Annotated in this window: 22 protein-coding genes and 1 tRNA gene; 16 read left to right on the top strand and 7 right to left on the bottom strand. The window is 62.4% G+C overall.

What is annotated here, in order from left to right; genetic code table 11:
* Nucleotides 1-96: 96 nt before the first annotated feature.
* Together ACI5KX_RS10920 and rlmB are read right to left on the bottom strand one after the other, a co-directional pair.
* Complete coding sequence (locus ACI5KX_RS10920) at nt 97-978, bottom strand: hypothetical protein (RefSeq protein ID WP_406810687.1); 882 nt, start codon at nt 976-978, stop codon at nt 97-99.
* Nucleotides 979-1,001: 23 nt separating this feature from the next.
* A complete protein-coding gene (gene rlmB, locus ACI5KX_RS10915) occupies nt 1,002-1,793 on the bottom strand; it encodes a 23S rRNA (guanosine(2251)-2'-O)-methyltransferase RlmB (protein ID WP_406810686.1) in 792 nt (263 codons plus the stop codon).
* 162 nt (nt 1,794-1,955) lie between these two features.
* Between rlmB and ACI5KX_RS10910 the strand changes: the two genes are divergently transcribed.
* Nucleotides 1,956-2,041: transfer RNA gene (locus ACI5KX_RS10910), tRNA-Tyr, on the top strand.
* Between the two features lie 307 nt (nt 2,042-2,348).
* Nucleotides 2,349-3,479 carry a beta-ketoacyl-ACP synthase III gene (locus ACI5KX_RS10905; protein ID WP_406810685.1) on the top strand — a complete coding sequence of 377 codons (1,131 nt, stop codon included), beginning with the start codon at nt 2,349-2,351 and terminating at the stop codon, nt 3,477-3,479.
* Here the strand turns inward: ACI5KX_RS10905 and ACI5KX_RS10900 are convergent.
* Nucleotides 3,440-4,537: a phosphatase PAP2 family protein gene (locus tag ACI5KX_RS10900; RefSeq protein ID WP_406810684.1), complete on the bottom strand. Its 1,098-nt coding sequence runs from the start codon at nt 4,535-4,537 to the stop codon at nt 3,440-3,442. The genes ACI5KX_RS10905 and ACI5KX_RS10900 overlap by 40 nt on opposite strands.
* A gap of 152 nt (nt 4,538-4,689) precedes the next feature.
* Here ACI5KX_RS10900 and ACI5KX_RS10895 point away from each other — a divergent pair, with 152 nt between their 5' ends.
* Both ACI5KX_RS10895 and ACI5KX_RS10890 read left to right on the top strand, forming a co-directional pair.
* Complete coding sequence (locus ACI5KX_RS10895; protein ID WP_406810683.1) at nt 4,690-5,442, top strand: phosphatidylserine decarboxylase; 753 nt, start codon at nt 4,690-4,692, stop codon at nt 5,440-5,442.
* A gap of 67 nt (nt 5,443-5,509) precedes the next feature.
* Nucleotides 5,510-6,328, top strand: coding sequence for a CDP-alcohol phosphatidyltransferase family protein (locus ACI5KX_RS10890; RefSeq protein WP_406811362.1), 819 nt, complete (start codon nt 5,510-5,512; stop codon nt 6,326-6,328).
* Here the strand turns inward: ACI5KX_RS10890 and ACI5KX_RS10885 are convergent.
* Entirely contained in the window at nt 6,279-6,542 is a 264-nt protein-coding gene (locus ACI5KX_RS10885; RefSeq protein WP_406810682.1) for a hypothetical protein, read from the bottom strand. The genes ACI5KX_RS10890 and ACI5KX_RS10885 overlap by 50 nt on opposite strands.
* Nucleotides 6,543-6,820: 278 nt before the next feature.
* Between ACI5KX_RS10885 and rpsB the strand changes: the two genes are divergently transcribed.
* Together rpsB and tsf are read left to right on the top strand one after the other, a co-directional pair.
* Nucleotides 6,821-7,576, top strand: coding sequence for a 30S ribosomal protein S2 (rpsB, locus tag ACI5KX_RS10880; protein WP_406810681.1), 756 nt, complete (start codon nt 6,821-6,823; stop codon nt 7,574-7,576).
* A gap of 100 nt (nt 7,577-7,676) precedes the next feature.
* Nucleotides 7,677-8,612 carry a translation elongation factor Ts gene (gene tsf, locus ACI5KX_RS10875; RefSeq protein WP_406810680.1) on the top strand — a complete coding sequence of 312 codons (936 nt, stop codon included), beginning with the start codon at nt 7,677-7,679 and terminating at the stop codon, nt 8,610-8,612.
* A gap of 57 nt (nt 8,613-8,669) precedes the next feature.
* Here the strand turns inward: tsf and ACI5KX_RS10870 are convergent, their stop codons facing one another.
* Nucleotides 8,670-9,305, bottom strand: coding sequence for a JmjC domain-containing protein (locus tag ACI5KX_RS10870; RefSeq protein ID WP_406810679.1), 636 nt, complete (start codon nt 9,303-9,305; stop codon nt 8,670-8,672).
* Between the two features lie 89 nt (nt 9,306-9,394).
* On the opposite strand from ACI5KX_RS10870, the gene pyrH reads away from it, so the two are divergent.
* From pyrH to rpmE, 10 genes are all read left to right on the top strand, one after another.
* A complete protein-coding gene (gene pyrH / locus ACI5KX_RS10865; protein WP_406810678.1) occupies nt 9,395-10,117 on the top strand; it encodes a UMP kinase in 723 nt (240 codons plus the stop codon).
* Between the two features lie 3 nt (nt 10,118-10,120).
* Entirely contained in the window at nt 10,121-10,678 is a 558-nt protein-coding gene (gene frr, locus ACI5KX_RS10860) for a ribosome recycling factor (protein WP_406810677.1), read from the top strand.
* Between the two features lie 22 nt (nt 10,679-10,700).
* On the top strand, nt 10,701-11,420 hold the full coding sequence (uppS, locus tag ACI5KX_RS10855; RefSeq protein WP_406810676.1) for a polyprenyl diphosphate synthase: 720 nt from the start codon (nt 10,701-10,703) through the stop codon (nt 11,418-11,420).
* Nucleotides 11,407-12,150, top strand: a complete 744-nt coding sequence (locus ACI5KX_RS10850; protein WP_406810675.1) for a phosphatidate cytidylyltransferase — start codon at nt 11,407-11,409, stop codon at nt 12,148-12,150. The genes uppS and ACI5KX_RS10850 overlap by 14 nt, the downstream gene beginning before the upstream one ends.
* 25 nt (nt 12,151-12,175) lie before the next feature.
* Nucleotides 12,176-13,336: a 1-deoxy-D-xylulose-5-phosphate reductoisomerase gene (gene dxr, locus ACI5KX_RS10845; RefSeq protein WP_406811361.1), complete on the top strand. Its 1,161-nt coding sequence runs from the start codon at nt 12,176-12,178 to the stop codon at nt 13,334-13,336.
* Complete coding sequence (rseP, locus tag ACI5KX_RS10840) at nt 13,329-14,462, top strand: RIP metalloprotease RseP (RefSeq protein WP_406810674.1); 1,134 nt, start codon at nt 13,329-13,331, stop codon at nt 14,460-14,462. The genes dxr and rseP overlap by 8 nt, the downstream gene beginning before the upstream one ends.
* 175 nt (nt 14,463-14,637) lie before the next feature.
* Nucleotides 14,638-17,373 (top strand): outer membrane protein assembly factor BamA, encoded by a 2,736-nt coding sequence (bamA, locus tag ACI5KX_RS10835; RefSeq protein WP_406810673.1) that lies wholly within the window; start codon nt 14,638-14,640, stop codon nt 17,371-17,373.
* Nucleotides 17,373-18,065, top strand: coding sequence for an OmpH family outer membrane protein (locus ACI5KX_RS10830; protein ID WP_406810672.1), 693 nt, complete (start codon nt 17,373-17,375; stop codon nt 18,063-18,065). Before bamA ends, ACI5KX_RS10830 begins: the two co-directional genes overlap by 1 nt.
* 31 nt (nt 18,066-18,096) lie before the next feature.
* Complete coding sequence (fabZ, locus tag ACI5KX_RS10825) at nt 18,097-18,573, top strand: 3-hydroxyacyl-ACP dehydratase FabZ (protein WP_406810671.1); 477 nt, start codon at nt 18,097-18,099, stop codon at nt 18,571-18,573.
* 201 nt (nt 18,574-18,774) lie between these two features.
* On the top strand, nt 18,775-18,999 hold the full coding sequence (gene rpmE, locus ACI5KX_RS10820) for a 50S ribosomal protein L31 (RefSeq protein ID WP_406810670.1): 225 nt from the start codon (nt 18,775-18,777) through the stop codon (nt 18,997-18,999).
* 91 nt (nt 19,000-19,090) lie between these two features.
* Here the strand turns inward: rpmE and ACI5KX_RS10815 are convergent, their stop codons facing one another.
* A complete protein-coding gene (locus ACI5KX_RS10815) occupies nt 19,091-19,627 on the bottom strand; it encodes an MOSC domain-containing protein (protein ID WP_406810669.1) in 537 nt (178 codons plus the stop codon).
* On the bottom strand, nt 19,627-19,950 hold the full coding sequence (locus tag ACI5KX_RS10810; protein WP_406810668.1) for a TraR/DksA family transcriptional regulator: 324 nt from the start codon (nt 19,948-19,950) through the stop codon (nt 19,627-19,629). Before ACI5KX_RS10810 ends, ACI5KX_RS10815 begins: the two co-directional genes overlap by 1 nt.

Genomic DNA, 19,950 nt, shown 5'->3' with positions numbered 1-19,950 from the left:
CCAGAGGCTTTTAGCGGAGCTTCGCGCCAGAAACAGAAGAGACCCCGCCGCGGCATTTGCCCCGGCGGGGTCTGCTTTATGTGGTCTGGTCGCGCGTTACTGACCGAATGCGATCAGCGCCGTCGGCGCATTCTGGGTTCGCGGCGAGATATCCCAGGTCAGGATTTCGCCGGTCGGAGTAGGATTCGGGCCTTCATCGGTGTTGTTGGCCCTGATCTTCATGCTGCCCTGGGTAACGATCGAGAAGGTGCCCTCGATCTTGGGAAGGTCGGGCATTTCGTCTGCCCCATTGCCTCCGCTTGCTCCTTCGCCGAGCGCGGCGAGGCCAGCGAGGCCTGCCATTCCGCCCATCGGGTTGTCCCCTTCCTGAGCGCTGAACCCTGGAGCGTTGATGCGCACCACCTTGTCGTCGCGGATGATCATCTGGACGAACGGGTTGGTCATCGGCACGTCTTCGATCACCGGGAACATGAAGTCGTGAGTGAGCTTTCCGCTGATCGAATAGCTGACGTCGAACACGCCGTTGCCCTTATCCTCGACGCGATCCCAGCCATGGTGGCGCAGGAGGATCCGGCGCAGCTCTTCCGAGGCTTCGGGGTCGCTGGGGTCGATCCCGCCCATCATGACGGACATTTCCTCCGCCTTCTTCTTTGCTTCGGCAGCGCGCGTTTCGGCACCGGCGTCCCATGCGGCGCGCTGCTCCGCGATCTCCTCCTCGGTGCACTCGCGATCTTCGAAAGTGTCCTCGTCGTAACACTCCTGCGGGGTGAACTCCTCGTTGGCAGCACCCATCTGGGCGAGACTCGACAGGCCGAGGAAAAAGATTTCCCCTTCATAGGTGAAGGTAAAACTTTCGTCCTGGCTCAGGACGAGTTCGGACGTGAATTTCCCGGGCGTTATGAAACAGCCGGAAAGCAGCAGCGAAAGGCCGGCGAGCAGGCTCGCGGCGCACATGCGGATCGAAGTCGGTTTGTTCATGAAGCTATTGTCCCCCCTGGATATTACGATCGCGTTGCCACCGCGTATAACGCAATCGCGGCGGCATTCGAAACATTGAGGCTTTCGATTACTGAGGAAATCGGCAACCGCGCGAGCGCATCGCAATGTTGCGTAATATTATGCCGCATGCCTTCGCCTTCGGCACCCAAGACGATCGCGACGGGTCCCTGGGGCAGCGCTTCGGCGAGCGTTGCCTCGGCTTCGCCTGCCATTCCGATCCGCCAGTAACCCGCCTCGGCAAGCTCATCGAGCGCCCGAGCAAGGTTGACCACGCGAACCCACGGCACGGTCTCGAGCGCACCCGAGGCAGACTTTGCCACCACACCGCTTTCGGGCGGTGCGTGGCGATCCTGCGTAACGATGCACGCCGCACCGAAGGCGGCTGCCGACCGCAGGATCGCACCGACATTGTGCGGATCGGTGACCTGGTCGAGCACCACCACCGGCCGCGCAGCGTCGCCGGTTGCGAGCTCGTCGAGGAAAGGCGCGTCCAGCGGCTCGCATTCGAGCACCAGACCCTGATGCGGTGCATCCTTGGCGACGAGGCGGGCAAGGTCGGTCACATCGGCATACTCGACCGGAAAATCGGGCGGAAGCTCGCCATCGAGGCTCTCGATCCCCTCGCGCGTCGCCCACAGTTTGCGATGCTTGCGGTCGGGATTCTTGAGCGCGGCCTCGACCGGATGCCGGCCCCACAGCCGGACATGGCCCGAGGTCGCGCGGCCCGAACCGCGTCCGCCCTTCATCCGCCCGGCGCGGCCTCTCAGCGCGCGTTTGCGGTCTCCCTTGGCCATATTCACTCCAGCTGCTGCGTTTCTTGCCGCTCCCCTGCCAGCAGCCCCATTGACAGGCAAGCGTCGCTTCGCCATTGGGGCGCCTCTCGGCAGCACGGCGCCCATGCGGAGCCGCGCACGATTCCCGGCAGAACAGCGAAATGTTACTGCAAGGCATGGTGTGGACAGGTGGCCGAGTGGTTAAAGGCAGCAGACTGTAAATCTGCCCGCGCAAGCGTACGCTGGTTCGAATCCAGCCCTGTCCACCATTTGCCATCTTCTCAACGGTCGCGTCACAGCGAGTTCTCCGGAACCTGACGAAGTTGACACCGTGTCAAGCGTCTGACGGACAATTAAATATCTGAAAATCCTCGCGGTTTTGCCCGATTTGCGAAGTTGACACTTTGCGAATTGCTTTTTTCTCGTTTCGATGCCGAACGCCTCCTTCCTTGGCTGCCCGGCACGTCCATTCCCTAGCGGCGATTGGCGAAGTAGGAAAACTCACCCGCGCTCTCCCGGCAACGAGGTGCCGCCCGGTCTTGCGGCCTTTCATTGCGGCTTCTATTGCGCTTCGCCATGCAACTGACCCACCGACCCGTCATTTCCTCCACCGGCTTGTTCACGCCCGAGGAATCGATCACCAACGAAGAGCTGGTCGAAAGCTTCAACACCTTCGTCGACCTGCACAACGAGCGCAACGCTGATGCGATTGCGGCGGGAGAGATCGAGCCGTTGCAGCATTCGTCGGTCGAATTCATCGAGAAGGCGAGCGGCATCAAAGCGCGGCACGTGATGGCGAAGGCTCCGGTGCTCGATCCCGACATCATGGCCCCGCGCTGGGACGAGCGGTCCAATGACGAGCTGTCGATCATGGCGGAAATCGGCGTCAAAGCCGCGCGCCAGGCGCTCGATCGGGCGGGGCGCAAACCCGAAGATGTCGATGCGGTGCTGTGTGCAGCTTCGAACATGCAGCGTGCCTATCCGGCGATGGCGATCGAAATCCAGCAGGCGCTCGGGATCGAGGGCTTCGGCTTCGACATGAACGTCGCGTGTTCATCGGCGACCTTCGGGATCCAGACGGCTGCGGACTATGTCCGCTCGGGCAACGCAAAGAGCGTGCTGGTCGTCAGCCCCGAGATCACTTCCGGGCATCTTAACTGGCGCGACCGCGACAGCCATTTCATCTTCGGTGACGTCGCCACCGCCGTGCTGGTCGAGGATGCGGCGATCGCGCCCGAGCAGCACTGGGACATTCTCAGCACCAAGCTGAAGACGGTCTTTTCGAACAACATCCGCAACAATTTCGGCTTTCTCAACCGCGCCCATCCGGAGAGTGCGGGCGAACCGGACAAGCTGTTCGTCCAGGAAGGCCGCAAGGTGTTCAAGGAAGTGGTGCCGATGGTCGCGCAAATGATCATCGACGAGGCCGAGAAGCTGCAGATGGATCCGGCGACGCTTCGCCGACTGTGGCTGCATCAAGCCAATGCGGGCATGAACCGGCTGATCGCGCAACGCGTGCTCGGCCACGAAGCCAATGACGATGAAAGCCCGACCGTGCTCGATACCTATGGCAACACGTCGAGCGCGGGCTCGATCATCGCGTTTCACCTCAACAGCGACGATCTGGCCGCGGGCGATACCGGGCTGATCTGCAGTTTCGGTGCGGGTTATTCGGCCGGTACGGTCTTCGTCCGCAAGGCCGCCTGACGCTCGACCAGTCGGTCCCACCCGACGATGATCTTCTCCGATGCCCACCAGATTCCCGCGACTGCGAGGAGCGAAACCAGCCCGTCGACGGCGAAGTGGTAGGCAAGGTGTACGCTACCGATCCAGGTGATGAAGAAGAACACCGCGAAGAAGGCACCCCAGCGCTTGTCGATCCGGCGAACGGCGATCCAGTAGAGGAACGCGATTGCGCAATGCATGCTCGGCATCGCGGTGATCCCGCTGCCGAGGCCATCCTTGCCGACACCGTGCCATTCGAGCAGCAGCGATTGCACCCGCAGGGTCATGATCGGCACTTCCTCGTTCGCGGCGTTGAGATAGGCCATCTGGTCGGCGAAATGCGGGTTGCCGAGCATCGGTTCGAGGAAGCACGGGCCGACCGAGGCAAGCATGGTGGCCATTGCCCCGCCGATCAGAGTCCAGCTGAGCATGTAGGTCAGAAAGAACTGGCGGCGCAGCTGGCTGTCCACCCGGCAGAACACGAAGAACATGACTCCGGGATAGAGCAGCAGGAACCACAGGTGATAGAGCAGGGCGAGAAAGGCGGTGACGATCGGATAGCCGAGCACCGGCTGGAGGACTTCCCAGGCATCGTAACCGAAGAAGAACGCCCGGTCCCAGGCGATGAAGGTCTCGTCCCAGGTGAAGTCTTTGAACAGCGGGATTGCGGCTTTCATCTTGGAGAAGAAAGGAAGCAGCGTGATCGCAACGGCCAGCAGCGGTGCTCCCGCGAGGATAGTGTTCCAGAGCGGGCGCGCGGAATAGCGTGCCTTGAGGAATTCGATCGGGCTCTCGGGCCGTTCGCGGTTGATATGCCACGCGGCGTCGAAAGCGACGAGGATCAACGTGAACATCGCGAAGATCCGTGCGTTTTCGATAACCCCGCCGAAGCTCGGGAAGACGTCATGCGACATCAGCAGCCCGAGACAGATCGTCACGAGCACCAGCCCGATTACGAAAATGGGGACTTCGCCCAGCCAGCGGCGGGCGAGATCGGTCGAATTTCCGAGGGCAAGCTCGCTGTCGGTTTGCGCGTCCATCACAGCTGCGCTCGTTATGGTAAATTTCTTACTAGGTGGTGAAGAGTTGCCCGGTTCGGCCATGCGAACCGCCCCCGTGCCGGTACCGAAAGCGACAGCGGAATGGGCCGCGCTGCTTGCGGGGCTGCGTTCACCTGCCTAAGTGCTGAACCATGGCTGGAGAAATTCTCGACAATCAGGGGCGCGGCGAAGCGGGCTGGAGCTGGCCGCCGATTCATCCCGAAGGGCGCAAATATGGCGTGATCGCGATTGCGATCAGCCTCGTGCCACTGCTCATTTTCGACTGGGAGATCATCGGCTGGCCGTTGCTGCTCCTGTCGCTCGGCGTGTTCGCGTTCTTTCGCGATCCCGAACGGGTCGTGCCGCAAGCCGACAATGCGATCGTCGCCCCGGCCGACGGGGTGGTGTCGCTGATCACGACGGTGGAGCCTCCGCCCGAGCTCAAGATCGACGATGGCTCGGGCTTTCCGGGGATGGCCGATGGGCCGGTCACGCGCATCTCGATCTTCATGAGCGTGTTCGATGTGCACATCAATCGCGCCCCGATCGCAGGGACGGTGCGACGGTTGGTCTATATTCCCGGCAAGTTCGTGAATGCGGATCTCGACAAGGCGAGCGAGGAGAACGAACGCCAGCATCTCCTGATCGAGCGGGCGGATGGCGTTGCCATCGGCTTCACGCAGATCGCCGGTCTGGTCGCGCGCCGGATCGTGCCGTTCGTCAAACCTGGTGACACGGTGGCCAAGGGGCAGCGGATCGGGCTCATCCGGTTCGGCAGCCGGGTGGACGTATACCTTCCCGCCGGGACCGATCCGAAAGTGCTGATGGGCCAGAGATGTATTGCCGGGGAGACGATCCTCGCGGAGCTGGGGACCCAGGGTCTGCTCGAGGGTGTTTCGCAGTGATGGCTGAAGCCGCCCGTATGAGAGCGATTTGAACGAGTCCGGTCCCCGCAAGCCGGCACGGCTCGGCATGGAACGGCTTGGACCGAAAGCCGCAGAGGATGAGGACGCAAAGGCGCCGGGGCAGCCGCGTGCGCTCACCCTGCGAGCGATGTTGCCCAATGCCATTACCGCTGCGGCGCTGTGCGCGGGGCTCACGGGGATCCGCTTCGCGATCGAGGGGCAGTGGTCGTTCGCAATCCTCGCCGTCATGCTGGCTGGCGTGCTCGACGGGATCGATGGCCGCATTGCGCGCCTGCTGAACGCCCAATCGCGCTTCGGTGCGGAACTCGACAGCCTGGCCGACTCGCTTTCCTTCGGAATGGCTCCGGCGTTGATCCTGTACATGTGGTCGCTGCAGGATCTTGAACGGTTCGGGTGGTTCGCCGCGCTCGCCTTCGCGATCTGCTGCGCGCTGCGGCTGGCGCGTTTCAACGCGCAGATCGATGTCGACGAGCAGCCGCACAAGTCCGCCGGTTTCCTGACCGGAGTTCCGGCCCCTGTCGGCGCGGCCCTGGCCTTCGCGCCGTTCTATCTCTGGAAAGAGACGGGGATCGAAACCTTTCGCGACCCCGTACTGATTGCGCTGTGGCTCAGCCTGATCGCCGTCCTGCTCATTTCGAACATGGCCACCTTGAGCTGGGCCGCGCTGCGCCCGCGGCGGGGCATCCGGCTGTGGCTGATTGCCCTGATAGCGGTCGGATTTGCCGCGCTGCTGCTCGAACCGTGGTGGTCGCTGACCGTGATTTGCGCCGGTTACCTGTTGCTGATGCCGTATGCGCTTCTGAAATATGGCCGGATCAAGCGGCGTCGAGCGCAGGAGCAGAAGTCGCACGCGGAAGCCGCCTAGCAAACGGACGCGAAGCACCGCCGACGCGCGGTGTGCCGGAGCGCAGGCGGATAACCCGCGCTTCGACCTGCGGCACGAAACCGGCCTGCACCAGAGCGCTCTGTCGCTTGAGCGAGGCGTAGGCGCTGCGCGCACGAAGCCAGACATCCACGAGCGCAAGCGCGGTGACGATTGCAACAAGGGAGAACAGGGCGGCGATGGTCGTTGCGATCATGGCTGGTTTCTTTCGTTCGATCTTTGTTCTGCGCCTTTTGTTCTATAAGTGTTCCACCCAGTCAAGCAATTTGTTCCGCTTGTGTTCTGCGAATGTCGATTGCACTAGATTTTGTGGTCCGGGGCCGCTATTGGCCCCGCCATCGTTGAACGGGGCGGTCCGAATCGGTCGCATAGTCCAGCGAAATTCACATGAAGGGCGCTTCATACCGGTGCCGCTGGCGGGATCTCCGCCTCGGTTCCTTGCCCTTCAGAGGAACAACCGGAAAGGAAATACCTATGGCGGCCACTACCGTCACCATGCAGCAATTGATCGAGGCCGGCGCACACTTCGGCCACCAGACCCACCGCTGGAACCCGCGGATGAAGCCGTATATCTTCGGCGCCCGCAACGGTGTTCACATCATCGACCTGTCGCAGACCGTGCCGCTGTTCGCGCGCGCGCTCGATTTCGTCGAGCAGACCGTCCGCGCAGGCGGCAAGGTGCTGTTCGTCGGCACCAAGCGCCAGGCGCAGGAGCCGATCGCCGAAGCCGCCCGCGCGTCGGGCCAGCACTTCGTCAATCACCGTTGGCTCGGCGGGATGCTGACCAACTGGAAGACCATCAGCGGTTCGATCAAGCGTCTCAAGACGCTCGAAGAGCAGCTTTCTGGCGACACCAGCGGCTTTACCAAGAAGGAAGTCCTGCAGCTTACTCGCGAGCGCGACAAGCTGGAACTGTCGCTTGGCGGTATCCGCGACATGGGCGGCATCCCGGACGTGATGTTCGTGATCGACGCCAACAAGGAAGATCTCGCGATCAAGGAAGCCGCCGTGCTCGGCATTCCGGTGATCGCGGTGCTCGACACCAATGTCGATCCGTCGAATATCGCATTCCCGGTGCCGGGCAATGACGACGCCAGCCGCGCCGTGCGCCTCTATTGCGACGCGATCCGCGATGCCGCGGTTGCCGGTCGTGGCGGTGCGGTTGCGGATTCGGGCGAAGACGTCGGCGCGATGGCCGAGCCTCCCGCCGAAGCGGCTGCCGAAGCCTAAGACCTTCCTGACGCGTTGATCACGCGTCACATTTCCAATCTAGCGCGCCGGGCAGTCCCTACAGGGCCCGGCGCCCTCAACCCATTCAAAGGAATTGAACATGGCCGATTTCACCGTCGCCGATGTGAAGAAGCTGCGCGAAATGACCGGCGCAGGCATGATGGACGCCAAGAAGGCGCTGAGCGAAGCTGCCGGCAACCTCGAAGCCGCTGTCGACGCGCTGCGCGCCAAGGGCCTCGCCACCGCGCAGAAAAAGTCGAGCCGTACCGCGGCCGAAGGTCTTGTCGGCGTGGCCGTCGAAGGCACCAAGGGCGTGGCTGTCGAAGTCAACTCGGAAACCGACTTCGTCGCCAAGAACGACAAGTTCCAGGATTTCGTGCGCAAGACCACCGCTGTGGCTCTCACGCTCGGCAACGACGATGTCGAAGCGCTCAAGGCTGCCTCATACCCCGATGGCGGCACCGTTGGCGACAAGCTGACCGATAACGTCGCGACGATCGGCGAGAACCAGCAGGTCCGCCGGATGAAGACTGTGTCGGTCGGGCAGGGCGCTGTTGTCGCCTACATGCACAATGCCGTGGCACCCGACGCGCAGGACCTCGGCAAGATCGGCGTGCTGGTCGCGCTCGAAGGCGATGCCAGCGCGGATGTGCTCGCGACGCTTGGCCGCGACATTGCCCAGCATGCTGCTGCGATGTTCCCGCAGGCACTCGACGCCGATGGTCTCGACGCCGAGGTGATTGAGCGCGAGCGCAAGATCGCCGCCGAAAAGGCTGCCGAAAGCGGCAAGCCCGAAGCCGTGCAGGAAAAGATGATCGAAGGCGCGGTGAAGAAGTATGCCAAGGAAAACGCGCTTCTGAGCCAGATCTTCGTCAAGGACGGCAAGGCCACCGTGGAAGAATACGTTGCCCGCACCGCCAAGGAAGCCGGCGCGACGATCAAACTTGTGGACTATGTCCGCTTCCAGCTCGGCGAAGGCATCGAGAAGGAAGAAAGCGACTTCGCGGCGGAAGTCGCGGCTGCCGTCGGCGGCTAAGTCTTCGAGAAAGACGATATTGACGGCCGTCGCAGCTAGTCCTGCGGCGGCCGTTTTTTATCCCCACACGTCGTAGCTCGGACCGGCAAAGCCCAGTCCGAGATGGAGCGAGTGGCCGCCGATCGTGTCGCACTCGTGCAGGTGATGGGCCGGTACGAAGAGATAATCGCCCGCCACCAGCGTGAATTCGGCAACCGGCTGCGCTTCGGCATCCTCCGATTCGTAAATGCGCCAGTGCTTCGACCCTTCCACCTGCACCATGAAGATGTCGTACGGGTCGGAGTGCCGTGCGAGGGCTCCCATCGATCCCGACGATCCGATCGCCCCGAGCCAGGCCTTCTTGCCGCTCACATCCATGTATGCCCGGACGATACTGCCGAGCGCGTCGTCAAACCGGTGTGCGTTGTGGACGATCAGGCTCGCGCCGCGGGCTGTCAGGCGTTCCAACCTGGTCCGGTCGACGCGCCCGTTGTCGGTAAGGAAGGTGAACGGGATGGTGTTGTGATTCGAGGTGACTTGCAGCTCTTCCGGGTCGGTAATCGCGCAGGCGAGGTCAATCAGCCTGCTTTTCGAGAACAACTCGCGGACGGGCGCTTCGCTTCTTCCCCGGTGCAGCGACAACGCGTCGCGCCGCTTCTTTGTGAGCACCTCCGCAGGCGTAAGGGGGGCCAGAAATTCGGCCAGATTTCCCATGGTGGAATGGACGCCTTTCCCTTTGCGTGTATCGGCTTTCTCGCTAAGGCAGCGGCGATCAAGCAACACTCGATCCGGATTTGGTATTTATGGCTCTCCCTGAAATCAAGCGCGTCCTCCTGAAGCTTTCGGGCGAGGTCCTCATGGGCGAGCAGGAATACGGGATCGATCCGGAATATGTCGCGCGTCTCGCCGAAGAGGTGAAGGCGGCCAAGGAGACCGGGCTGGAAGTTTGCCTTGTGATCGGGGGCGGCAACATCTTTCGCGGTGTCGCGGGCGCAGCGCGCGGGCTCGACCGGACGACCGGCGATTACATGGGCATGCTGGCGACGGTAATGAACGCGCTCGCGATGCAGAATGCGCTCGAACAGCTCGGCGTGCAGACGCGAGTGCAATCTGCAATTCCGATGTCCAGCGTGTGCGAGCCCTACATCCGCCGCCGTGCCGAGCGGCACCTCGAGAAGGGCCGGATCGTCATCTTCGCCGCGGGAACAGGCAACCCCTTCTTCACCACCGACACGGGTGCTGCCTTGCGCGCTGCCGAGATGAATTGCGACGCGCTGCTCAAAGGCACGAGCGTCGACGGGGTCTATGACAGCGATCCGAAGCAAAACCCCGATGCCAAGCGGTTCGACACCATCACCTATGACCGGGTCCTGTCCGACAACCTCAAGGTGATGGACGCGACCGCAGTTGCGCTTTGCCGCGAGAACGACATTCCGATAGTGGTGTTTTCGATCCGCCAGAAAGGCAATGTTGCCACCGTCCTTTCGGGCGAGGGCACTCAGACGATAGTACAGAAGGAAGCGTAAGCCATGCCGCAATACGACAAGGCAGATATCGAGCGCCGGATGAACGGCGCCGTGGAATCGCTCAAGAGCGATCTTTCGGGTCTCCGCACGGGCCGGGCGAACACCAGCCTGCTCGATCCGGTGGTGGTCGAGGTCTACGGCTCGATGATGCCTCTTAACCAGGTCGCGACCGTCAACGCGCCGGAACCGCGCATGCTCGCGGTGCAGGTGTGGGACAAATCGAACGTCAACGCCGTCGAGAAGGGTATCGCCAAGGCCAATCTCGGCCTCAACCCGATGACCGACGGACAGACCATTCGGCTACCGATGCCCGACCTGACCGAGGACCGCCGCAAGGAGCTTGCCAAGCTCGCCGGGCAGTATGCGGAAAAGGCGAAGATCGCCATTCGCAACGTGCGCCGTGACGGGATGGAAGACCTCAAGGCCGACGAGAAGAAGAAGGACATTTCCGAAGACGATCGCAAGCGTCTCGAGGACGAAGTCCAGAAGATGACCGACAAGTATGTCGGCGAGGCTGACGAAGCGGCGGCCAAGAAAGAACAGGAAATCCTGACCCAGTAAGGTGGTCGGGCAGGGAGGGCCAATGGGCGAGGTGCCCGCTCAGTCAGACGCCCAGGAGGGCGGTCGCGATCCCAATCGGGCGCGGCACGTCGCCATCATCATGGATGGCAATGGGCGCTGGGCGAAGAAGCGCGGCCTGCCGCGTTCGGTCGGGCACCAGCGCGGTGTCGAAGCCGTGCGGCGGCTGGTGCGCGGGCTGGAGCCGATGGGGCTCGATTGCCTGACGCTTTATGCCTTTTCCTCCGAGAACTGGAAGCGTTCCGAAGACGAGGTCGACGACCTCATGAACCTCATGCGCAGGTTCATCAAATCGGACTTGCCGGATTTCGTTGCGAACGATGTCAAATTGAAGATTATCGGCGACTGGCAGGCACTTGCACCCGATATCGTCGAAATGCTCGAAGATGCGCTTGCGCAGACGGCGAACGGGTCCAAGCGGCTCGCAGTGGCGCTCAATTACGGCTCGCAGAACGAGATTGCGCGCGCTGCGGCAAAAGCAGCTGAAAGCGGCACAATCGATACTGAAAGCATCACAAGGTACCTCGATACGTACGATCTGCCGCCGCTCGACCTGATCATCCGGACCAGCGGCGAAATCCGGCTTTCGAACTTCCTGCTGTGGCAGGCGGCCTATGCCGAAATGCTGTTCGTCGACACGCTGTGGCCCGATTTCAAACCCGAGCATCTCGCGCAGGCGCTCGATGACTTCGCCCGCCGGGAGCGCCGCTATGGCGGACGCTGAACCGCAGTCCAAGCGCCAGCGGGCAAAGGCGAAGGTCAGGAAACTCGCCGACCTGCCCGTGCGCTTCGTCTCGGGAGTGGTGATGATCGCCATCGTCAGCGCGGCGCTTTGGCTCGGCAGCTGGTGGTGGATCGGTCTGGTCGTGCTGCTCGCCGGGATCACCCTGTGGGAATGGAACCGGCTGGTGAAGGGCTTTCAGACCTCCCCGCCAGCCGAAGTCGCCTGGACGTTCTTCGGCGCGATCTATGTCACCGCCGCCTCGCTGGCGCTGATGCAGATCAGGATAAGCTACGGGCCGTGGGAGGTCCTGCTTGTCTTTCTCGCTCCGGTAATCGCGGTCGATGTGGGCGCCTATTTCATGGGGCGTGCGGTGGGCGGCCCGAAGATCGCGCCCTCCATCAGCCCGTCGAAGACCTGGGCCGGGCTGTTCGGCGGGGCGCTGGCGGCGAGTGCCGTCGGCATCGGACTGGAACTGGCCGATTTCGGTCCGGCCGCGAGCGAAGGCTTCGCCTGGCTGAACGTTGCCACAGCGATAGTCGCCGGTGTGGTGATCGCGGTGCTCGCACAGACGGGCGATTTCTTCGAAAGCTGGATGAAACGGCGGGCAGGGGTGAAGGATTCGAGCAATCTCATCCCCGGCCATGGCGGCGTTTTCGACCGCGCCGACGGGTTCCTCGCAGTCTTCTTCGTGCTGTTTGTGGTTGCAGTCGTGCCGGGTTTGTTGGGATGATGGTGCGATGACCCGTTCGACTACCATGCGTTCCATCACGATTCTGGGCGCGACCGGCTCGATCGGCGCGTCGACTCTCGATCTGGTGCGTCGCAACCCCGATGCGTGGAAGGTCGAGGCGCTGACCGCCAATTGCTCGGCGCAGGAACTTGCCAGGCTGGCACGCGAATTCGGCGCCAAATTGGCTGTGGTCGGGGACGAAAGCTGCCTCGGCGAATTGCGCGAGGCCCTTTCGGGGACCGACATCGAGACCGCCGGAGGCACCAAGGCGCTGTGCGAAGCGGCAGCGCGTCCGGTCGATATGACGGTTGCCGCCATTGTCGGCTGCGCCGGCCTAGGCCCTGTCATGGCGGCGGTCGAGCGCGGCGGCACGATCGCGCTGGCCAACAAAGAAGCGCTGGTTTCGGCCGGCGAGGTGTTGACCGCAGCGGTGGCCAAGCACGGCGCGACGCTGCTGCCGACCGACAGCGAGCATAACGCGATCTTCCAGTGTCTCGCGGGCAACGATCTCAAAGAGGTCGCGCGGATCACGCTGACTGCCAGCGGCGGCCCGCTGCGCACCTGGAGCGACGAACAGCTTCGCGCCGCCACGCCCGAACAGGCGGTCGCGCATCCCAACTGGTCGATGGGCGCCAAGATCAGCGTCGATTCGGCAACGATGATGAACAAGGGCCTCGAATTCATCGAGGCGCATCACCTGTTCCCGGTTGGTCTCGGCAAGCTCCGCATCGTCGTCCACCCGCAGAGCGTTATCCACTCGATGGTCGAATATCGCGACCGCTCGACGCTGGCGCAGCTTGGCCCTTCGGACATGCGGGTGCCGATTGCCTCGTGCCTCGCCTGGCCGCAGCGGATGGAAACTCCGCTCGAACCGCTCGACCTGGCAAGCATCGGCGAGCTGACTTTCTTCCCGCCTGACGAAACCCGGTTTCCGGCAACGCGCATCGCACGAGAGTCGATCGAGGCGGGCGGGGCGGCTCCGGCGATCCTCAACGCGGCCAACGAGGTAGCGGTCGCGGCCTTCCTTGATAGCCAGATCGGGTTCATGGCGATTACGGCAGTGGCGGAGGATACGCTCGCACGCTATAGCGCGCCCGCGCCGCGAACGCTCGAAGATGTGCTCGGGATTGATGCCGAAGCGCGCGCATTTGCGAGACGATCCTTGGAAAGCAACGCCTGTGTTTGAATCGCCCCCTTTCTGGATGTATCTCATCGGCTTCCTGCTGGTGCTCGGGCCGCTGATTACCCTGCACGAGCTCGGCCACTACCTTGTCGGGCGCTGGTTCGGCGTCGAGGCGGAGGCGTTCTCGGTCGGTTTCGGCAAGGAAATCTGGGGTCGCACCGACCGGCGCGGCACGCGCTGGAAGCTTTCGGCCCTGCCGCTTGGCGGATATGTCCAGTTCCGCGGCGACATGAACCCCGCGAGCGTTCCCGATCCCGATGCCCCGCAGGAAGAAGGCAGCTTCCAGTCGGCGGCGTTGTGGAAACGGGCACTGATCGTCGCGGCTGGACCGGTTGCAAACCTGCTCATCACAATCGCGATATTCGCTTCGATCTTCTCCATTTACGGCAAGCTGACCGTTGTCGGGGCCGAGGATTCGCGGACAGCGGGCGTATTTTCCGAAACCTCGGTTGCGCAGGAGGCCGGAATGGAGATCGGCGACCTGATCGTCGCGATCGACGGCGAGGAGGTCGAGGATTTCGAGGATATCCGAAAGCGGATCATGCTCGTTCCCGATGAGCCAATGGTGATTACCGTCGAACGTGACGGTACCGAGATCGATATCCCGCTGGTGACCGAGCGGGTCGAGGTCAGCGACGGGTTCGGAAACACCAGCGTTATCGGCCAGATCGGCGTCGGTCCGGCAGGGGGCGAATATGTGCTCGAAGATGTCAGTGTGCTTCAATCGGTACCGATGGCGGTCGCGCACAGCTGGGACGTGCTCGGCATGATGCTGACCGGACTCAAGCAGATCATTCTGGGCGAGCGCTCGATCAAGGAACTGGGCGGCCCGATCAAGATCGCAAAATATTCCGGCGAACAGATGAGCCTCGGGCTGATTTCCTTCCTGAGCTTCGCCGCGCTGATTTCGCTTAATTTGGCATTCATCAACTTCTTGCCAATCCCCGCACTCGATGGTGGCCATCTGGCTTTCTACGCAGCCGAAGCGGTGCGCGGAGATCCGGTGGGACCCGTGGCAACCGAATGGGCCTATCGCACCGGGATACTGGTGGTGCTGGTCTTCATGGTGGTGGTCACGGTGAACGACGTCACCTCTCTGGCGTTCTTCGGATCGCTGTTCGGCAGTTAGCCGGGGAAAGGGAACGGGCGATCCGGCTTTGGCCGGGGACTCCGCTTGATTGCGAAGGCTGCATGGGGCAGAGGCAGGTGCGGACCGATGAGGGCCGTATCGATACGCGCCAAGGGATCGGTGAGACCACCACTCCGGGCGTGTCAAAGACGGGTTAGACGGGAACTTTTACTCCATGAATCGACGCAGCGAGACGGGCAGCGTGGCTGTCACTCCAAAGGCTTACAACCGGGCGAAGACGCTTGCGGCCGCGCTGACGGGTGCATCGATGCTGGCGGGCGTGCCCTACAGCGCGCTCGCGCAGGACGAAGCGGCGCCACAGGAAGGCACCGTTGCGCAACCGACGCCCGCTCCCGCACCGGCGCCCGCTCCGGCACCGAGCGAGAATGTCATCCGCTCGATCAGCGTGTCAGGGGCAGAGCGTCTCGAGCCCACCACCATCCTCAGCTACATCCGCCTGCGTGTCGGCCAGGAATACACCTCGGTCGCCGCGGACGAAGCGCTGAAGGATCTCGGCGCGACCGAGTTGTTCTCCAACTTTTCGATCCGCAACGATGCCGGCAACGTGGTCATCACCGTTACCGAAAACCCGGTGATCAACCGCATCGTGCTCGAAGGCAACAAGCGGCTCGACAACGACAAGATCCTGCCCGAGATCAAGCTCGCCCCGCGCCAGATCTTCACCCGTTCGAAAGTCCGCGCCGACGTTGCCCGCATTATCGAGCTTTACAAGCGCCAGGGCCGGTTTGCCGCCGTGGTCGAACCGAAAATGGTTCAGCTGCCGCAGAACCGCGTCGATGTCGTGTTCGAGATTACCGAAGGGCCGAAATCCAAGGTCCGCCAGATCAACATCATCGGCAACGAACAGTTTTCCGACAGCGACCTACGCGGCGAGATGGTGACCAAGCAAGCCCGCTGGCACCGGTTTTTCAGCTCGAATACGAGCTATGACCCCGACCGCCTTGCCTTCGACCAGCAGAAGCTGCGCCAGTACTACCTGACCGAAGGCTATGCCGATTTCCGCGTCGTTTCGGCCGTCGCCGAGCTTACGCCGGACCAGGAAGACTTCATCATCACATACGTGGTGGAAGAGGGCGAACGCTACAAGTTCGGCGATGTAGAGGTCGAAAGCCAGCTGCGCGATTTCGACAGCGACGTGATGAGCCAGGGTCTGCCGATGCAGGGCGGCGACTGGTACGACGCGAAGGCGGTCGAAGACACGGTCGAGCAGCTTACCGAGCTCGCCGGTCGGTTCGGCTATGCCTTTGCCGACGTCCAGCCGCGCTTCAACCGCAATCCCGAAGACCTGACGATGGACATCACTTTCATCCTTCGTCAGGCTCCGCGCGTCTATGTCGAACGGATCGACGTCAACGGTAACACGCTGACGCAGGACAAGGTGATCCGCCGCGAATTCCGCCTGGCGGAAGGCGATGCCTTCAACTCGCTCGGCGTGCAGCGCACCACCGCGCGCATCAATTCGCTCGGCTATTTCCAGGAGAACTTCGAGGTCAACCAGGTCGAAGGCAGCGCGCCCGACCGGATCGTTCTCGAAGCCAATGTCGAAGAACAGCCGACCGGCGAGCTCCAGTTCTCGGCCGGTTTCTCCTCGATCGAACAATTCATCCTCGCCGGTTCGATCCGCCAGCGCAATTTCCGCGGCCGAGGCCAGACGATCGGCCTCAGCCTCAACTACTCGCAGTTTTCGCGTTCGGCACAGGTGAGTTTCACCGAGCCGTATGTGTTCGATCGCAACATTTCGGCCGGGCTCGATATCTACCGCCGCGACTTCAACAGCTTCAACTTCCGCAACCGCGAGCGGAACACGACTTTCGAGCAGGCAACCACCGGTATGGCGTTGCGCGTCGGTGTGCCGCTGACCGAGTATCTCTCGCTCGTCGGCAGCTACACGCTCAATTACGAAGAAGTCAGTCTAGACGAGAACCTGTTCTTCTCCGATCTCGACGGTGACGGGATTACGGAATGCGACCCGCTGCTCGCAGGCCGCTTCCTGTGTGACACGATCGGCGACCGGCTCAGCTCGATCCTCGGTGTCAGTCTCAGCTACAACTCGCTGAACTCGCGTCTGCGACCGACTCGCGGCACGAGCTTCACGTTCAGCACCGAATTCGCCGGACTTGGCGGGGACGTGCGCTATGTCCGCGTCCGCAGCCGTGCGCAGCGGTTCTGGAACATCGCCAATTCGGGCTTCATCTTCTCGCTGTCGGCCGAGGGCGGGACCGTCCTTCCGCTTCAGGACCGAGGCGGTGCGGGCGTAGACGATGTCCTGCTGACCGACCGTTTCTTCCTCGGCGAACCGCAGTTCCGAGGCTTCGACATCCGCGGCGTGGGTCCACGAATTCTGACGCAGCCATACGTTCCGGACGCAGACGGCAATCCTGTCCCGATCACCGATCGCGATTCGGTTCGCGACGACGCGATCGGCGGGCGTAACTATTATCTCGCCCGCGCGGAGATCGAGCTGCCGCTAGGCACTGGTGCCCGCGAGCTTGGCCTGCGCCCTTCGATCTGGGTCGATGTCGGGGCGCTGTGGGGCGTCGAAACGCCGATCCTTCAGGACAATCCCAACGGTATCCAGAACGTCGATAACGACGGCAATCTCCTGTTCATCGAGCGGGGTACAGATGACGACGGCAATCCGATCCAGTTCGTCACGACGAACCCCATTGCCGCTGACGGGACGACCGCAAACGTACCGAGCATTCGCCAGAACAGTGCAATCCGCGAGGTGTTTCTCGGAAATTCTCCCAGCCCGCGTGTGACCGCAGGCATCGGGGTAAACTGGAACTCGCCATTCGGGCCGTTCCGCATCGATTTTGCCCAGACCATCCGCAAGGTCGAGGGCGACGATGAAAAGACTTTCACGTTCAACGTAGGAACTCAGTTCTAATGAAATCTCTTTCCAAGCTTTTCGTACCTGCAAGTCTCGCGCTGGTTGCAGTCGCAACCGCTGCACCGGCTGCGGCGCAAGTCCAGGGCCGCATCGGCACCGCCGATGTCTCGCGCGCAATCATCAACACGACCGCGCTGCAGAACGCGTACAATGCAGTGAACACGACCTATTCGGCGCAGCTCGAAACCCGCCGGACGAAGCAGCAGGAACTCGAAACGCTGCTCCAGCCATTCGACACCAACGGCAATGGCCAGCTCGACGAAGCGGAATTGCCGGCTGTCCAGAACTCGCCGAGCTTCGCCCAGCTTCAGACGCTCGAGACCGAGATTGCCAACGTCAATGCGCAGGTAAACAACGCCCGCATCTTCGCAGTCGAGCAGATCCTCGCCCAATATCCGGCGGCCGTGCAGGAAGTCGCAGCGGCACAACAGGTCGTGGTCGTGCTCCAACCCGAAGCGATCCAGTATGCCGGCGAAGGCGCCGACATCACGCCGCAAATCACCGCATCGTTGAACACCAAGGTGCCGAATGTCGGCATCGTTCCGCCGCAGAATTATCGTCCGAGCCAGCAAGGTGCACAGATCTTCCAGGAGATTCAGCAGTTCCTGATCCTGGCCCAGCTGCGTCAGCAGCAGGCCGCGCAGCAGCAGCAACAGCAGCAGCAAGGCGAGCAGCCTCAGGGGCGCTAAGGCGTCTCGAGGTACAGAACGGGGGCAGGGCATGAGCGACGAACCGACCAAATCGGAACCGATCCTGGATTATGACATCCACAAGATCCTCAAGGCCCTGCCGCACCGCTATCCGTTGCTGCTCGTCGACCGGGTGAAGGAAATCCACCTTGGCGAGCGGATCCACGCGGTCAAGGCGGTGAGCATGAACGAGGAGATCTTCCAGGGCCATTTCCCCGGCGCTCCGATCATGCCCGGCGTGCTCCAGATCGAGGCGCTGGCCCAGGCTGCGGGCATTCTCGGGATCGAAACGCTCGAACTGGCCGGATCGGGCAAGCTCGTGATTTTCATGGGTATCGAGAACGCGAAGTTCCGTGCCCCGGTCACCCCGGGCTGCCTGCTCGATCTCGAGGTCGAGTTCACCCAGCAGCGCAGCCGCGTATGCAAGTTCAAAGGCAAGGCAAGCGTCGAGGGAAAGACCACCTGCGACGTCGAATTCACCGCGATGGTGGCCGACGCGCCTTCTTGATCTGACCAGCGCATCCGCGCACCGATATCCTCGATCCGGTCGAGTGTGCGGGCGGTCGGTCGCCCTTGTGGCCCGCAAGACCGGCCGCCACCCCAACACACAACAAAGGTTGCAATTTGGCGTGAGCAGGGTATGTGCGCGCCTTTCCCGCAAACAGCTCGCCCGGTCGGAACCGGGCTTACGCTAGCAAGGACGAATACGATGAAAGCCGAAGGGCATCCCGAATATCACACGATCACGGTCAAGATGACCGATGGCACCGAGTTTCAGACGCGCTCCACCTGGGGTAGCGAGGGCGACACGCTGTCGCTCGAAATCGACCCCACGAGCCACCCGGCATGGACCGGCGGTCGTCAGCAGCTTCAGGAAGGCGGCCGCGTGGCTGCGTTCAACAAGCGCTTCGGCGGGCTGTCCCTGAAGAAGTAAGGGGCGCTCAAGAAATAAGCGACGAGATCAGTTTGCAGCCTTCGGGCTGTGAGGGAAGGGCGGTCCGACGGGGCCGCCTTTTTCTTTTCGCCTAGACGCGCTCCAACGGGATATGCGATCCTTCCGGCTGGTCCACACGGATCGCATCGCCGGGGGAAACCTTCCCGCTTTCGAGGGCGATCGTCATGATCCCTGCCTTGCGGACGATCCCCCCATTCGTCTTGATCGCGACGTGTTTGAGAAGCCCGGGCATAAATGCTTCGATCTGGCTGCAGGGATTGCGCAATCCCGTCACTTGCAGAACTGCCCGATCGCCTATGTGAAGAACCGTATCCCGCCCGAGCGAAAGCAGGTCGATCCCCCGAGTCGTGATATTCTCTCCAAGATCGCCGGGCTCGATGCGAAATCCCTTGTCCGCCAGTTCGTCGAACAATTCTGCATGCATCAGGTGAACCTGCCGCAGGTTCGGCTGGTCCGGGTTTGCCCGCACTCGCGAGCGATGCTGCACCTTTTCTCCTGCATGCGCATCGCCGCGGACGCCAAGTCCTGCAACAATGTCGATGCGATCGACCGGCGATTTCGAGAATTGGTGATCCCCGTCGGTGCAGACGGCTATGACCTCGCCCATCAACCCTCGGACGCACACTCGATGCAGCGCGTCGCGATCGGGCGGGCTTCGAGCCGTTTGCGGCCGATTGCGTTCCCGCACTTGGCGCAGGTGCCATAGGTGCCGTTCTCGATCCGCAACAGCGCAAGCCGAATCTGCTGGATTTCGGCGCGCAGGACATCGTCGACGCCTTCGAGGGCCTCGTCATCGGCGAGGTCGATTGCCTGTTCGCTCCAGTCGTCATCGAGCGGGTGGCGAAGATCGTCTTCGATCACCTCGGCGCGCTCCAGCAGGCTGTCGAGCCGGGTGCGCAGCTGTTCGGCAATGTCACTGTATTCGGCCAT

The sequence above is a fragment of the Erythrobacter sp. GH1-10 genome, from assembly GCF_045363165.1.
Taxonomy (GTDB): Bacteria; Pseudomonadota; Alphaproteobacteria; order Sphingomonadales; family Sphingomonadaceae; genus Erythrobacter.
Note: the sequence above shows the minus strand (reverse complement) of the source record. Positions and strands in the feature narration are given on the sequence as shown.

Excerpts from the sequence above, each read along its gene's own strand:
- ACI5KX_RS10920 (WP_406810687.1), bottom strand. The coding sequence starts at position 978 with ATGAACAAACCGACTTCGATCCGCATGTGCGCCGCGAGCCTGCTCGCC.
- rlmB (WP_406810686.1), bottom strand. The coding sequence starts at position 1,793 with ATGGCCAAGGGAGACCGCAAACGCGCGCTGAGAGGCCGCGCCGGGCGG.
- ACI5KX_RS10905 (WP_406810685.1), top strand. The coding sequence starts at position 2,349 with ATGCAACTGACCCACCGACCCGTCATTTCCTCCACCGGCTTGTTCACG.
- ACI5KX_RS10900 (WP_406810684.1), bottom strand. The coding sequence starts at position 4,537 with ATGGACGCGCAAACCGACAGCGAGCTTGCCCTCGGAAATTCGACCGAT.
- ACI5KX_RS10895 (WP_406810683.1), top strand. The coding sequence starts at position 4,690 with ATGGCTGGAGAAATTCTCGACAATCAGGGGCGCGGCGAAGCGGGCTGG.
- ACI5KX_RS10890 (WP_406811362.1), top strand. The coding sequence starts at position 5,510 with ATGGAACGGCTTGGACCGAAAGCCGCAGAGGATGAGGACGCAAAGGCG.
- ACI5KX_RS10885 (WP_406810682.1), bottom strand. The coding sequence starts at position 6,542 with ATGATCGCAACGACCATCGCCGCCCTGTTCTCCCTTGTTGCAATCGTC.
- rpsB (WP_406810681.1), top strand. The coding sequence starts at position 6,821 with ATGGCGGCCACTACCGTCACCATGCAGCAATTGATCGAGGCCGGCGCA.
- tsf (WP_406810680.1), top strand. The coding sequence starts at position 7,677 with ATGGCCGATTTCACCGTCGCCGATGTGAAGAAGCTGCGCGAAATGACC.
- ACI5KX_RS10870 (WP_406810679.1), bottom strand. The coding sequence starts at position 9,305 with ATGGGAAATCTGGCCGAATTTCTGGCCCCCCTTACGCCTGCGGAGGTG.
- pyrH (WP_406810678.1), top strand. The coding sequence starts at position 9,395 with ATGGCTCTCCCTGAAATCAAGCGCGTCCTCCTGAAGCTTTCGGGCGAG.
- frr (WP_406810677.1), top strand. The coding sequence starts at position 10,121 with ATGCCGCAATACGACAAGGCAGATATCGAGCGCCGGATGAACGGCGCC.
- uppS (WP_406810676.1), top strand. The coding sequence starts at position 10,701 with ATGGGCGAGGTGCCCGCTCAGTCAGACGCCCAGGAGGGCGGTCGCGAT.
- ACI5KX_RS10850 (WP_406810675.1), top strand. The coding sequence starts at position 11,407 with ATGGCGGACGCTGAACCGCAGTCCAAGCGCCAGCGGGCAAAGGCGAAG.
- dxr (WP_406811361.1), top strand. The coding sequence starts at position 12,176 with ATGCGTTCCATCACGATTCTGGGCGCGACCGGCTCGATCGGCGCGTCG.
- bamA (WP_406810673.1), top strand. The coding sequence starts at position 14,638 with ATGAATCGACGCAGCGAGACGGGCAGCGTGGCTGTCACTCCAAAGGCT.
- ACI5KX_RS10830 (WP_406810672.1), top strand. The coding sequence starts at position 17,373 with ATGAAATCTCTTTCCAAGCTTTTCGTACCTGCAAGTCTCGCGCTGGTT.
- fabZ (WP_406810671.1), top strand. The coding sequence starts at position 18,097 with ATGAGCGACGAACCGACCAAATCGGAACCGATCCTGGATTATGACATC.
- rpmE (WP_406810670.1), top strand. The coding sequence starts at position 18,775 with ATGAAAGCCGAAGGGCATCCCGAATATCACACGATCACGGTCAAGATG.
- ACI5KX_RS10815 (WP_406810669.1), bottom strand. The coding sequence starts at position 19,627 with ATGGGCGAGGTCATAGCCGTCTGCACCGACGGGGATCACCAATTCTCG.
- ACI5KX_RS10810 (WP_406810668.1), bottom strand. The coding sequence starts at position 19,950 with ATGGCCGAATACAGTGACATTGCCGAACAGCTGCGCACCCGGCTCGAC.